The sequence below is a fragment of the Nakamurella sp. GG22 genome, assembly GCF_052976845.2.
Genome location: NZ_JBRIIO020000011.1, coordinates 39,171 through 53,361, shown reverse-complemented (window position 1 = coordinate 53,361; position 14,191 = coordinate 39,171). Strand labels below are relative to the sequence as shown.

10 protein-coding genes are annotated in these 14,191 nt (G+C 70.4%); 7 read left to right on the top strand and 3 right to left on the bottom strand.

The features are described from left to right. Positions 1-37 precede the first annotated feature (37 nt). Positions 38-961 carry a DMT family transporter gene (locus ACVBEQ_RS12670; RefSeq protein ID WP_447153660.1) on the top strand — a complete coding sequence of 308 codons (924 nt, stop codon included), beginning with the start codon at positions 38-40 and terminating at the stop codon, positions 959-961. 65 nt (positions 962-1,026) lie between these two features. On the opposite strand, the gene ACVBEQ_RS12665 is transcribed toward ACVBEQ_RS12670, so the two are convergent. The 3 genes from ACVBEQ_RS12665 to sigK all read right to left on the bottom strand — a co-directional run bounded on the left by ACVBEQ_RS12665 (position 1,027) and on the right by sigK (position 4,704). After that, on the bottom strand, positions 1,027-3,015 hold the full coding sequence (locus ACVBEQ_RS12665) for a hypothetical protein (protein WP_447153659.1): 1,989 nt from the start codon (positions 3,013-3,015) through the stop codon (positions 1,027-1,029). A 199-nt stretch (positions 3,016-3,214) separates the two neighbouring features. Then, positions 3,215-4,069, bottom strand: a complete 855-nt coding sequence (locus ACVBEQ_RS12660; RefSeq protein ID WP_447153658.1) for an anti-sigma factor domain-containing protein — start codon at positions 4,067-4,069, stop codon at positions 3,215-3,217. Then, the gene (gene sigK / locus ACVBEQ_RS12655; RefSeq protein ID WP_447153657.1) at positions 4,066-4,704 is read right to left on the bottom strand and encodes an ECF RNA polymerase sigma factor SigK; all 639 of its coding nucleotides are present in this window, start codon (positions 4,702-4,704) and stop codon (positions 4,066-4,068) included. The genes ACVBEQ_RS12660 and sigK overlap by 4 nt, the downstream gene beginning before the upstream one ends. Positions 4,705-4,992: 288 nt before the next feature. On the opposite strand from sigK, the gene ACVBEQ_RS12650 reads away from it, so the two are divergent. The 6 genes from ACVBEQ_RS12650 (at position 4,993) to ACVBEQ_RS12625 (ending at position 14,066) form a co-directional block, all read left to right on the top strand. Beyond that, complete coding sequence (locus tag ACVBEQ_RS12650) at positions 4,993-6,786, top strand: molybdopterin-dependent oxidoreductase (protein WP_447153656.1); 1,794 nt, start codon at positions 4,993-4,995, stop codon at positions 6,784-6,786. A 179-nt stretch (positions 6,787-6,965) separates the two neighbouring features. After that, the gene (locus tag ACVBEQ_RS12645) at positions 6,966-7,721 is read left to right on the top strand and encodes a fasciclin domain-containing protein (protein ID WP_447153655.1); all 756 of its coding nucleotides are present in this window, start codon (positions 6,966-6,968) and stop codon (positions 7,719-7,721) included. Between the two features lie 215 nt (positions 7,722-7,936). Then, positions 7,937-8,722: a GAF and ANTAR domain-containing protein gene (locus tag ACVBEQ_RS12640; protein ID WP_447153654.1), complete on the top strand. Its 786-nt coding sequence runs from the start codon at positions 7,937-7,939 to the stop codon at positions 8,720-8,722. Between the two features lie 88 nt (positions 8,723-8,810). Further along, on the top strand, positions 8,811-10,595 hold the full coding sequence (locus tag ACVBEQ_RS12635; RefSeq protein ID WP_447153653.1) for an N-acetylglutaminylglutamine amidotransferase: 1,785 nt from the start codon (positions 8,811-8,813) through the stop codon (positions 10,593-10,595). A 4-nt stretch (positions 10,596-10,599) separates the two neighbouring features. Beyond that, the gene (locus tag ACVBEQ_RS12630; protein WP_447153652.1) at positions 10,600-12,603 is read left to right on the top strand and encodes a S9 family peptidase; all 2,004 of its coding nucleotides are present in this window, start codon (positions 10,600-10,602) and stop codon (positions 12,601-12,603) included. After that, entirely contained in the window at positions 12,600-14,066 is a 1,467-nt protein-coding gene (locus ACVBEQ_RS12625) for a circularly permuted type 2 ATP-grasp protein (protein WP_447153651.1), read from the top strand. Before ACVBEQ_RS12630 ends, ACVBEQ_RS12625 begins: the two co-directional genes overlap by 4 nt. Positions 14,067-14,191 lie beyond the last annotated feature (125 nt).

Sequence of the window (14,191 nt, the reverse complement as noted above, 5' to 3'; positions counted from 1 at the left end):
GTACCGCCCGGCGCGTCGTCGGGCACCATCAACAGTCGTGCCCGCTCCCCTGTCGATGTCCACCCGCACCACCGGGTGGGCGCTGTTCGGGCTGCTCGCCGTCGCCGCCGCGTGGGGCTCCAGCTTCCCGCTGACCAAGGCCCTGCTCGACCGGATGACGGCGGTGAACTTCCTGGCCGTCCGGTTCTCCCTCGCCGCCCTGCTGATGATCATCGTCTTCTTCCCCGCGCTGCGTCGGTTGTCCCGCAGGTCACTGGTGCGCGGGCTGTGGCTCGGAGTGGCCTACGGCATCGCGCAACTGCTGCAGACCGTGGGCCTGCAGTACACCCCGGCCAGCATCTCCGGCTTCATCACCGGCATGTACGTCGTGCTGACGCCGCTCTGCGCGGCGCTGCTGCTGCGCAGCCGGATCGGCCGGCGGGTGTGGCTGGGCGCGGGCATCGCCACCGTCGGGCTCGCCCTGCTGGGACTCAACGGGCTGTCGATCGGCTTCGGCGAGGCGATCACCCTCGCGTCGGCGCTGATCTACGCCGTGCACATCGTCGGGTTGAGCGCCTGGTCCGACGCCCGGGAGGCACTGGGCCTGGCGACCGTGCAGCTCACCGTGACGGCGCTGGTCAGCGTGCTGGCGGCGTTCGTCGTCGACGGTGGGATCGTCCTGCCGAGCACGGGTTTCGACTGGCTGGCGATCCTCTACATGGCCGTGGTCTCCGGCGCGGTCGCGATGATCGTGCAGTCCTGGGCACAGGCCCACCTCGCTCCGTCACGGGCGGCGATCACGATGGCCACCGAACCGGCCTGGGCGGCGCTGTTCTCGATCCTCTTCCTGCACGAGGCACTCACCTGGCGGATGGCGGTCGGCGGCGGGCTGATGCTCGCCGCGATGATCATCGTCGAATCCGGGCCGCCGCCGAGAGAGCCGTCACCCGAGGTTGCGCCGGCGCCGACGGCCACCGGATGACGGACTCCGCCTACGGAATCAGATTGACGGCCTCAGATTGACGGACTCCGGTTGACGCAGACGCGTCAGCCGGCTCCCAGCCCGGACCGCAGTCCTGCAACCCCGAGGGCTGGACCGGCGGGCGGCCAGTCCAGCCACACCGCCCACGGGCCACCGCCGACGAGCAGCCGCCGCAGACCAGGTGGCACTTCCGCGCGGAACTCGTAAGGCGGTTCCGATCCGGTGCCGGCCGCTCCGTTCCCGTCGACGGACATCAGAGGAAGGTCTGCGGTGGCCGGGGGACCACCCCTCGACCCACCGGCCGGCCGTGACGACCGTGTGCGGTCGATCAACCGACGGACCGCCGCACTGGCTCCCCACGGCCACCGCTGGCCGGTCTGCACGGAGGACCTCGACGTGAGGTCGGCGGCGCCCAGCCGGGCGATCGCCAGGTACTCCTGCACCCTGTCCTGCGCCGCGATCTCCGCCGGTTCCGGATGGGTGGTGTCGAACAACGCGACGGTCGTCCCCACGGCGGTGATCGCGACCGATGACACCGAATCAGGGGCCGCAGGAACGGTGATCCTGTGCTCGCCGAGTCCGACGGTGTGCCACGGCCCGTGCACCGGCGCCGCCACCCACCAGCAATTGCGGCCGGACTCGCCGTCGCCGGCCGGCAGGACCCCGTGCGACGCGAAGCGGTCCGGGAACCCGTCGAGCAACAGCTCCGCGGACGGCACCGACGCGGCCCCGCCGATCAGCAGGAAGGACTGGTGTCCCCGCGCCCACACCCCGGAAGTCGCCAGTGCGAGCTGCGCGGCCGGCGAGGACCAGGTCAGGCTGCCATCCCCGGTGACCCGGAAGCCGTCGGCACGCGGACGCGGCGCGAGAGCGAGCTCGGTGAGCAAATCCGGCCGGACCGTCAGCGGGACACGGGGATCCCGGCCGCACGGGTCCGCGAGCACCGCCGTGTAGGCACCGACCGGCAGCCGCCCGGCGATCGAGCCCACCCCGACCGCGCACCTCGCCCCGGACCCGTCCTCGATGATCAGCATCGCGTTCGGGTCCGGAGAGCGCAGATGCACATCTCCCTGGGCCGCCGATGCCAGCACCGGCGGCACATCCGAGTCCTGCCCGAAAGAGCCCTGCACCGCCGGGCCCTGCACCGCCGGGCCCTGCACCGCCGACCCGTCCGACGGTTGAGGCACCTGGCTCACGCGTGGGCCGTCCCGGTCGACGGCCGCCGCGAACGGTGCGAGGACCAGCGACGGATTCGGGCCGGTCACGAACGGGGTAACGGGCAGCACCGACGTCAGGTACGGCTCCAGCGAGGACCATCGAACGCCCATCCGATCGCCCACCGCGGCGCTACCGGGACCGTCCACACTCAGCGCGGCGAGCAGCGCCGCCGTCAATCGACCGGTCCTCTCGCGGCCGGACAGCCCGTCGGTCCCGGCGGGTGGAAACGTCTCGAGCCGGAACTGCATCGCCGTGCCCGCGCGTCTTCTCGGCGCCGCGGTGCGCTCCAGCGAGCGCACCGCCGGGTGCGGGCCGGGCAGCCCGGGCGCGCCGCGATCGGCGTCGATGATGGTGACCACCGCACGAAAGTCCATCTGGGCCAGGCATCCGGCGAGCTCCTCGACCGCAACCCCGACGGCTGCGGCCGGCGTGTTCCCGGAGTCCGCCACCGGCACGTCCGCCACCGGCGAGTCCCCGACCGGTAGCAGGATCAGCGGCTGCGCCAGGTATGTCGCGCGGATGGAGGGACATCCGCGTGCGGCGATGTAGACGTACAGCCGGTCGCCGGAGCTGCTACCGAGAAGGCGGTCGATCTCCGCGGCGAGCCGGCCGTGATCCGCGGGACCATCGACCCGGACATCGTCCGGCAGCGTCGTCCCAGGGCCGGCGCTCACCAGCATCCGCAGGTCCGACGGCGCGACGCCGCCCTCGATCAGCAACCACTCGCGCATCGCCAATGCGTCCAGAACCGCGCTCTCCCAGCCTGCTTCGGGGCCGGCGCGGTGGCGTACGTCGGAATAGTCGTCGCACCCGACGACGAGCGCGGCGACCTTCATCGGGGGGCTCGTGAAGCCCACACCTTCGGCCGGCCGGGTGGCCCTCCACGGTGCTGCTGCCAGGCTCTCATCGTGCGGGTGTCCTCCGGATCCGGGCGGGGTCGGGCATCCCCCGAATCTTGGGACACCCGACCCGGGCCCGCTCGGCGAGCACACCCGATCGACCCAGCCCGGAGCGCACCGGGTCGACCGCGCCGGATCAGGACGCCAGCGTCGCCTGCCAGAGGATCGGCAGGGTCGGCTGTGCGGACCCACCGGCCGGCTCGGCGGTGATGGCGACAACGTTCTCGCCGGCCTGGGTCTGCGCCGCGACGATCTGCTGCTGGCCGGCCGAGGCCTCCGGCAGAACGCCGAGCGAACGCGGTTGCTCGCCCGCGATCGCCCACAGCTGGTACGTGCGGTCCGACGGCAGAGCCGGTAGGCCGGTGACGTCCACCAGTGCAGCCCCGCAGGACGGCGCGTAACTGACCGATCCGCGGCCGGTGGCCGGGGTGATCTGCGTCCGGTCCGCGGCCTGCGCGATGCACTGCTCCGGGGTCGGTGCGGCCTCGTTGTCATCGCCCGTCCGGTTGACCGCGACGAAGGTTCCGGCGCCGATGACCACCGCGGCAACAGCGGCCGCGATCAGCGCTGCCGGCCGCCGGTACCACTCGAGCCTGACGACTTCTCCATCGGGCTTGTCTTCGGCGGCGTGCCGTCCGCGCGGCCTGCCCGAGTTCTCGCGCGCGGGCGGGCCGGGTGTGACCGGAGGTTCCGGTGTGGACGGTGGCGGTGCACTTTCCTCCGCCGGCTCAACTGGCCGGACCGGTGACGAACCGGTGAGCGGCGGCAGCTGCGCGGTGACGGCGATGCGGGCCATGATCGCCTGACGCAGGGATGCGGGCGGCACCTCGGCGGCGGCGGAGCCGAGCAGCGCGGCGGTCTCCAGGAAACCGACCAGCTCGGCCGAGCAGGATTCGCAGGAGTCGAGGTGATCTCTGACCTCGGTCACCTCGTCGGCCGGCACGGCGTGCAGTGCGAAGGCTGCGGTGTCCAGGTGCGGATCAGCGGTCATGACGCCACCCCCAGGCAGTCGCGCAGCCGGATGAGGCCGTCCCGGAGCCGGGTCTTGATCGTCGGCAGCGGAACCGTCAGCAGTTCCGCCACCTCGCGGTAGGTGTAGCCGCTGTAGTAGGCGAGGGTGACCGATTCGCGTTGCAGCTCGGTCAGCGTCTTCAGGCAGCGACGGACGGCGGTCCGCTCGAACGCCGACTCCACCGCTTCCACGACCGAGTCGACGTCCCGCTCGGTGGAGGCGTGCGCCACCTTGGCGTCGCGGTCGGCGGATGCCTGTGCTGACCGCACCCGGTCGACCGACCTGGCGTGCGTCAACGTCATGATCCAGGAGGTTGCCGAACCCCTTCCGGCGTCGAAACGGCTTGCCCGGCGCCAGATCTCGAGAAAGACCTCCTGGGCGACCTCCTCGGACTGGCTGGGGTCGCGGACGATTCGCCTCGCCAGGCCGAACACCCGGGCGCCGAACGTGTCGTAGAGCCGCTCGAAGGCGTCCTGACGACCCATTGCGGTCAGGCGGAGAAGGTCTTCGGCTGCGGTGGGCAGGCCAGTCGGCGGGTCGGGAACAGCGGACAGTGACCGCCGCGCCGTTCCCGGCGCGGACCGGTCCTGCCAGGAGGACTCCGGGGGAGGCATCGGCTCATCCTTTCGGCCCGGCTCGAAGGTTCACCGGGCGGGTGTTCTGTGGTGGTGGTTCGGTACGGAGCCCGCCCCGGATGGCTCATTGCTCGTGATGATCTTGTGACGGCACAGGTAGGGCCGGCCACCGATCAACGGACCGTTCCTTACGAAACGGTGACACACCGGTAGATCCGCCCGTGGGAGGCGGACGATGAAAGCGTGACCGAGCCGACTCCGCAGCAGCCCGTGAAAGTTTCTCCACGTTCGGCCCATCCGGAGGCTGCCGGAGCGCGAATCCCTGGCATGACCCGATCAACGCCCCCCAGCACCGAGCGTCCCGGCCCCGCGTCGGGCACCGGTGCCCCGGAGGACCGGCAGCCGTGGCGGCCCGGAATCGCCGCGGCGGCACTGGTCGGCGTCATCGCCATGGGCATCGCGATCGGACTGGCAGAGCTGCTGGCGGCCCTGGGTCAGTGGTTCGGCCTGCTGAACACGCCCTCCGCTCCGATCTTCTCGCTCGGCCAGACCTTCATCCAGTTCACTCCGGAGTGGCTCAAGGAATTCGCCATCCGGACCTTCGGTGAGAACGACAAGAACGCACTGACTGCAGGAATGGGGATCACCCTGGTGGTGGTCGCGGTCGTCATCGGCATCATCGGCAGACGCAGCCCGAGGCTTGCCGTCGCCATCACCGGCGCGCTGATCCTGGTCACCGCCGCTGCCGTCCTCAGCCGGACCGGCGCCTCGATCCTCGATGTGCTGCCGATCCTGATCGGCGGCGCGGCCGGCATCTACTTCCTGGTGGTCGTCTTCCGGCGCCAGCTCGACCCCGCTGCTGCATCGCCGGCCGCGGCCGCAGTCACCGGTACCGCTACCGGCACCGGCACCGGCACCGGCACAGTCGGCCCGGAAACCGATACCGCCACGACCACCGACGACAACCCGAAGGCGCTGCTGACCGGTGCGTCGCATCCGATGGGTCGGGCCGGTTCCGCGACGCACCCGATGAGGAGTGTCGCTGCCGCGACGGCGAGCCGCCGGCAGTTCTTCAAGATCGCCGGAATCGGCGCCCTGGTCGCCGTCGCAGCCGGCGCACTGACCCGCTGGATCCCCAGCTCCGCCGAGGTGGCCGCCAGCCGCGACCGGGTCGCCCTTCCCACCCCTGTCGAGGTCGAGAAGGTCGACGTCGCCGCCATCAGGCTGGACGTCCCCGGCATCACGCCGTTCGTCACCGACAACGCCGAGTTCTACCGCGTCGACACCGCCTTCGCGGTGCCGCGGGTGACCACCGACGACTGGCAGCTGCGAATCCACGGCGGGGTCGACCAGCAGATCACGCTCACCTACGACGACCTGGTCGCGATGCCGACGGTCGAGCGCATGATCACCCTGACCTGCGTCTCCAACGAGATCGGTGGCGACCTGGCCGGGAACGCCCGCTGGCAGGGCGTCCGGATCGCCGACGTGCTGGCGATGGCCGGCCCGCAGGCCGGATTCGACTGTGTGCTGTCCACCAGCGCCGACGGGTTCACCGTCACCACGCCCATCGAGGCGCTCACCGACGACCGGGACGCCCTGCTGGCGTTCGGGATGAACGGCGAGCCGCTGCCCGTGGAGCACGGTTTCCCGGTCCGGATGGTCGTTCCCGGACTGTACGGATACGTCTCGGCCACCAAGTGGGTCGTCGACCTCGAGGTGACCAACTTCGCCGATCAGAACGCGTACTGGACCGACCGCGGATGGTCCGCCACGGCGCCGATCAAGACCTCGTCGCGGATCGACGTGCCCAAGAGCTTCGAGCAGGTCTCGAAGGGCAAGGTCGCCGTCGCCGGTGTGGCGTGGGCTCAGCATCGCGGCGTCACCGGTGTGCAGGTGCAGATCGACGACGGCGAGTGGCAGGACGCCACCCTCTCCGGCGATGTCAGCATCGACACCTGGCGGCAGTGGGTCTACGAGTGGGACGCGACCACCAGCGGTACCCACACCATCCGCTGCCGGGCGGTCGATCCCACCGGGCCGCAGACCGATCAGGTGCAGGGGGTGATGCCGGACGGCGCGACGGGATGGGATTCCCGATCGGTCACCGTGACCGCCTGACGCAGCCGCGTACACCGGAAACCCGCGCAACGAACCGCCCCGCACCGCATCCGTAGGGAGCAATGGGTCGGTAGTAACACGCAGTACCTGCATCGTCACCCGGTGCAGCCTCACCTGTGAGCAGACAAGCCTCACCACCCCGGCGCCGACACTCGGCGCCCACTCTCCAAGGAGCACACATGATGATGAAGCGCGCCCTCACCCTGGTCGCAGGTGCCGCACTGGCCCTGACACTGGCCGCCTGCGGATCCAATTCGACCACCGCATCGAGCAGCACCTCCGCCGCCGGCTCGGCGGCCAGCTCGGAAGCGATGACGTCCGAGGCGATGACCTCCGGCGCGATGACCTCCGACGCCACGGAGTCGGGCGACATGTCGTCCGAGGCGATGGAGTCGGGCGCGATGTCGTCAGACGCCATGTCCTCCGGCGAGATGGCCGCTCCCGCCCTGGTCGGCGCGGGCTGTGCCGATTACGCCAAGGCCGTCCCGACAGGTGCCGGCTCGGTCGACGGAATGGCCCAGGACCCGGTGGCGACCGCAGCGTCGAACAACCCGATCCTGACCACCCTCACCGCAGCCGTCTCCGGCAAGGTGAACAAGGACGTCGACCTCGTCACGACCCTGAACAACGGGGAGTTCACCGTCTTCGCACCCGTCGACGATGCCTTCAAGAAGATCGACGCCGCGACGATGACCAAGCTCACCACCGACGCGAAGCTGCTCAGCGGCATCTTGACCTACCACGTCGTCCCCGGCCAGCTCTCGCCGACCGACGTCGTCGGCACCCATGCCACGGCCAACGGTGCCGAGCTGACCGTCACCGGTTCCGGTGACAACCTCGAGGTCAACGGTGCCAAGGTGATCTGCGGCGGCGTCAAGACCAAGAACGCGACCGTCTACCTCATCGACACCGTGCTGAGCCCGCCGGCCAGCTGACAGTTGCAGTTCCCGCCGGCCGTGCGCCGGTGGGCCGGGGCCGCCGATGGATTCATCCATCGGCGGCCCTTTTTTCGACCCCGGATCCATGCGGCCGCCGGTCCCACGCAGTGCCTGTCCGGACGGTGCTGTCTTGCATCATCCGGCTCCGGGGATCACTCTCAGGGGTCGGCGAAGAACGGTCGGCGATGGTCGACCACCGATGGGAGTTCCCGATGAGCACGCCCGCCGAGCCGCCGGAACGAACTTCCGCGACGGCGCTGGCCGAGGCGGTGCGGCGCGCCGCCGCCCGCAGGTCAGCCGTCGATCCGACGACCGCGGCGATCGAGATGGCCACCGAGTCGGGGCCCTGCGACGCGGCCTCGATCACCCTGCTCGGCCGGAACAGATCGCTGACGACGGTCGCCTCGTCGAACGATCTGGTCAGAGCGGCGGACAGCCTGCAGTACGAGCTGGACGAGGGCCCGTGCCTGGACGCGGTATGGACCGACGGCCTGTTCGTCGTCCCGGACCTGATCGCGGACGGCCGATGGCCGCGCTGGGCGCCGCGGGCGGCGGAGCTCGGGGTCGCCGGGATCATGGCGGTGCACCTGTTCACGGACAGTGCCCTCGGCGCGCTGAACCTGTACTCGCTGCAGCCCCGCACCTACGACCACAGCGACGTCGAGGCGGCGCGGATCATCGCCGCGCACGCCTCGGTGGTGTTGGCGTACTCCCGCACGGAGCAGAACCTCTGGCAGGCGATCGACTCGCGGAACCTGATCGGCCAGGCGCAGGGCATCCTCATGGAGCGGTTCGGGCTGAGCCCCGACTCCGCCTTCGCGGTGCTGCGCCGCTACTCGCAACACCACAATCGCAAGCTGGCCGTACTTGCCGAGGAACTGGTCAGCACCGGACGGCTGCCGGGGCTCGGCAACCAGGACGGCGAAGCCGGCGGCCAGCACGACCTGGACGACTTGGATGATGCCGAAAGAGATGAGATGACCGGTTCCGCAGGTTAAATCCGCGAAACATGCGCCGTGTAGCTTCGACCCACCGCGGAGTCGGCATCGCGTTCAGGCGGTCACGGTATGAGGAAAAGGGGACATCGTGTGCGGACTGAGCGGTGAGTTCAGGTTCGACGGCGGCGCCGCCGATGTTCCGGCCGTCGCCTGCATCTCCGCCGTCATGGAGCCCCGCGGACCGGATGGGCACGGCCTGTGGCACGAGGGACCGGTCGCGCTGGCACACCGCCGGCTCGCGATCATCGACCTCTCCGAGACCGGCGCACAGCCGATGGTGGACGCCGAACTGCGGTTGGTGACGGTCTTCAACGGCTGCATCTACAACTACAAGCAACTGCGCGAGGAACTGCGGGGCTACGGCTACCGGTTCTTCTCCACCTCGGACACCGAGGTGCTGGCCAAGGCCTACCACCGCTGGGGGGTGCGCTGCGTCGACCACTTCTTCGGGATGTTCGCCTTCGCGATCCTCGAGCAGGACACCGGCCGGTTGATCCTGGGCCGGGACCGCCTCGGCATCAAGCCGATGTACCTGTCGCACACGGCGAACCGGTTGCGTTTCGCCTCGTCGTTGCCGGCGCTGCTGGCCGGGGGCGACATCGACACCTCCATCGACCCGGTCGCACTGAACCACTACATGACCTTCCACGCCGTCGTTCCCGCACCACTGACGATCCTGTCCGGTGTCCGGAAGCTGCCGCCGGCCACCGTCCGGACGGTCGAACCGGATGGCCGGACAACCGATCTGACGTATTGGTCGCCGTCCCACGCACGCCAGGAGGCGTACGCCGGGCTGACCGAGGACGACTGGGAGCAGCTCACGCTGGAGACCCTGCAGACCGCTGTGCAGCGCCGGATGGTGGCCGACGTGCCGGTCGGGGTGCTGCTCTCCGGTGGCATCGACTCGAGCGTCATCGTCGCCCTGCTGGCCGACGCCGGGCAGCACGGGCTGCAGACGTTCAGCATCGGGTTCGAGCGGGTGGGCGACCGGGAAGGCGACGAGTTCGAATTCTCCGACATCGTCGCAAAGGAGTTCGACACCGACCACCATCAGCTGCTGATGCCGTCCGGGGTCGTGCTCGACGGCCTGGACGGCGCGGTGCAGGCGATGAGTGAGCCGATGGTGAGCCACGACTGCATCGCGTTCTACCTGCTGTCGGAAGCGGTGTCCAAGCACGTCACCGTGGTGCAGTCCGGCCAGGGCGCCGACGAGCTGCTGGCCGGTTACGACTGGTATCCGCCGCTCGACGGCATACCGCCGGAGCAGGCGCTGGACGTGTACGCCGCGCACTTCTTCGACCGCGATCACCGCACCATGGCCGGCATTCTGCAGCCGCGCTGGTTGACGCCCGACGACCCCAGCCGAGATTTCGTGCGGGAGCACCTCTCCCGGCCCGGCGCCACCACCGCACTGGACAAGGTGCTCCGGCTCGATTCGCAGATCATGCTCGTCGACGACCCGGTCAAGCGGGTCGACAACATGACCATGGCCTGGGGACTGGAGGCGCGGACACCGTTCCTGGACCACGAATTCGCCGAACTCGCCGCCGCCTGCCCGCCGGAGTTGAAACTGGCGCACGGCGGGAAGGGTGTGCTCAAGGAGGCCTCCCGCAAGGTCCTGCCGGCGGCCATCATCGACCGCAAGAAGGGCCACTTCCCGGTACCGGCGATCATCAACCTCGAGGGGCCGTATCTGGATCGGGTCCGTGAAGCACTGACCGCACCGGCCGCCAGGGAACGCGATCTCTTCCGGCCGGAGTACGTGAAGATGCTGCTGGACGCGCCGAACACCCACCGCACGACTCTCGGTTCCAACCAGCTCTGGCAGCTCGGGCTGCTCGAGATGTGGCTGCAGAAGCTCGGGATCGGCTGACGCTGTGCTCGACAGCTCGTTCCCGTCGGTTCCGGAACGGTCGACGGGACCCGACATCGCCGCGATCGTCGAGGAGATCGCCGGCGTCGTCGGGGCGTGGTGCCCTTCGCTGTCCCCGGACGGGCACCGCATCGCCTACGTCACCGATCGGTCCGGACTTCCGCGCCTCGAGGTCGCCCAGCTCGACGCGTCCGGCGAACACGCGAACGCGGCCCCGCGCACCGTCTCGCTGCCCGATCAGGAGGTGGTGTCCGTCGCGTGGTCCCCGGACGGTGAATGGCTGACCTACCTGGTCTCACCGAACGGGTTGATCCGCGCCGAGCTGCACGCCATCCGGCCGGACGGCACCGATGCCAGGGTGCTCGCCGGAACGGACCCGCTCGCAACGGTTTTCGCCGGCTGCTGGACGAGCATCCCGAACACCTACGCCTTCTCGATGGCCGACGGCACAGGCCCGGACGCGGACGTCTGCCTGGTCGACGTCACCTCGCGCACCGTCCGGATCGTGACCAGGGGCGGCTTCCACACCGTGACGTCGGTGTCCCCGGACGGGCGGCGGTTCCTGGCCCGGCGGGGCACCCGCGGACGCCGCCACCTCGTGCTCGGCGACCTGCCCGACGACTGGACCCGCGACATCGACACCGCACCGCCGGCCCCACCGATGCGCCTGCTGGCGGCCGACTTCCCCGAGCCCGGAACGGATCTCGCCGAGGAGGGCAGGTTCTCCCCGGATGGCACCGCCGTCTACCTGCGGACCTCCGCCGGACGGGATCGGGCCGCGCTGGGCGTCGTCCCCCTGCTCCCCGACGGCAGGCCGGGGCGGCTGCGGATCCTGGCGGCGCGGGAGGACGCCGACCTCGAGTCCTACGCCATCCTGCGCGGCGCCCCGACCGGCGCCGATCCGGATCCCACCGGCGGGGATCTCGAGGCGCTGCTGATCTGGAACGTGTGCGGCGTCAGTGAGATCGAGATGGCCGACCTCCCGTCCGCCGGTTCCGGAGTTCCCGGCGCGGAAACGGCGCGGCGGGTGCGGTACCGGGTGGACATCGGCGACCGGGTGATACCCGGGTGGTCGATTCCGCGGGACAGCAGGTCCGGCATCCTCGAGCTCACCGAACCTGTTGCCCCGCGCAGCCTTTATCACGTCGACCTGTTCCACCCGGGCGAGCCGGGCAGGAAACCGGAGATCCCGCGGCGGATCACCGGCCTCCCTGTTCCCGAACTCGACCCGCAGCGGTTGGTCGTGCCGGACTCGATCACCTACCGCTCGCTGGACGGGCTGGCCCTGCAGGGGCTGCTCTACCGGCCGACAGGCACCACCGCGCCGGGACCGACCGTCGTGCTGTTGCACGGCGGCCCGGAAAGTCAGGAGCGGCCGGCCTTCTCGATCCTGATCCAGTCGCTGGCGGCCGTCGGCATCACAGTCTTCGCGCCGAACGTCCGCGGCTCGACCGGTTTCGGCGGCGCCTTCACCGCGATGGACGACCTCGCCCGCCGGGAATCGTCCTTCCAGGACGTACCGGCGACGGTGGCCTTCCTGATCGCCGCCGGCATCGCCCATCCGCGCCAGATCGGCGTGCACGGCTGGTCCTACGGCGGCTACCTGGCGCTGATAGCACTGACACGCTGGCCCGAACTGTTCGCGTCCGGCTCGAGCCACGCCGGGATGTCGGACCTGCTCAGCTTCTTCCGCGAAACGGAACCATGGATGGCTGCGGCCTCGGTCACCGAGTACGGCGATCCCGAAACGGACAGGGCGATGCTGACCGATCTCTCACCCCTGCACTCCCTGCACCTGGTGCAGGGTCCGACCCTGCTGGTGCACGGCGAGCAGGACACGAACGTCCCGGTGGGCGAATCCGTCCGGGCACACGCCGCGCTGCTGGCCGCCGGCGTGCCCACCGAATTGCTGCTGCTGCCCGGGGAAGGGCACACGATCGTCGGGCACGACGGCCGCATCTCCTCCACCCAATCGATCGTCGAGTGGCACACCAGGTGGCTCCAGTGACTGCCGACCCCGCCGACACCGATGCACCCGCGATCCTCGAGGGATACCCCGCCGGACCATTGGACGAGGCCGTCACCCCGGAAGGCCGGGTGCGGGAGGGATATCGGGACATCGTTGACGCGCTGGAGAGCACCGGCATCGACAAGCTCCGCGCCGCAGCGGCGGACCTGGACCGGGTGCGGGTCACCGAGGGCATCTCCTTCATCGCCGACGTCGAGGGTGAACTCCGCGAGCAGCCCTTCCCGCTCGATCCCGTCCCGCGGGTGCTGTCGGCAGCGGACTGGACCACCATCGGCGCGGGGTTGCGGCAGCGAACCCGGGCACTCAACGCTTTTCTCGCCGACGTGTACGGCGAGGCGCGGATCGTCAGCGACGGGGTGATCTCGGCAGCGGTGGTGCACAACTGCCCCGGCTTCCTCCCTGCTGCGCGCGATCTGGCGCCCGGCGGGCGGCCGCGGGCCACCGTCCTCGGGTTCGACCTGCTGCACGCACCGTCCGGTGAATGGGTGGTCCTGGAGGACAACCTGCGGGTGCCGTCGGGCCTGGGATACGCGGTGGCCAATCGGCGCACCGCCGCCGCGGCACTGCCGATGCTGCATCCGTGGCGGAACCTGCTCTCCCCCGAAACCGTGGGCGGCGCGCTGCACGAGGCACTGTCCGCGGCGGCGCCGCCGGGGTGCCGCCGGCCGACTCCACAGGTCGCGGTGCTGTCCGACGGGCCGGAGAACTCCGCGTGGTACGAACACCGCCTGCTCGCCGACGCGATGGCGGTCCCGGTCGTCACCCCGGCGGACCTGCGCGGCGACGCCGACGGTGTGACGACCGAGATCGACGGCCTGTCGGTCGGTCTCGACGTCCTGTACCGCAGACTCGGGGATGACGAGATCGTCGTCGGCCCGGCGACGTCGCCCGATGTCAATGCGATGCTGGCCCGGGCAGCGGCGGCCGGCTCGGTGTCCCTGGTCAACGTGCCGGGCAACGGCGTCGCGGACGACAAGGCGATGTACGCGTTCGTACACACGATGATCGGCTACTACCTGGCTGAGGACCCGCTGATCGGTGATGTCGGCACCTGGGTACTGGCCGACCCCGCCCAGTACGCCGGGGTCCGGGACCGGCTGCACGAACTGGTCGTCAAACCCGTCGACGGGTCGGGCGGCGCGGGGGTGATGATCGGCCCCGACCTGACTGCGCAGCAGGTCGCCTCCATGCGGGCCGAGGTCGCCGCCGCCCCTGAGCGGTTCATCGCGCAGGAGGTGATCCGGTTCTCCTCGCATCCGACCCTGACGCCGGAGGGGCTGCGGCCGCGGCACGTCGACCTGCGGGCGTTCGCGCTCGCCGGCCCGGATGGTGCCGTCACCGTTCCCGACGTCGCACTGAGCCGGGTCGCCCTGGAATCGGACGGCCTGCTGGTCAACTCGTCCCGCGGTGGCGGCTCCAAGGACACCTGGCTGCGCCGCTGACCCACCGCGGTCCCTCACCGCCAGTGGCCAGTTACTCACAGCTCGAAAGCAGCGCGGCCCAATGCGGCGCTGGGGGCGGGTGCACGGCGTCTGCCGGACGGTTTGAACCGCGACGAGCCGGGCTA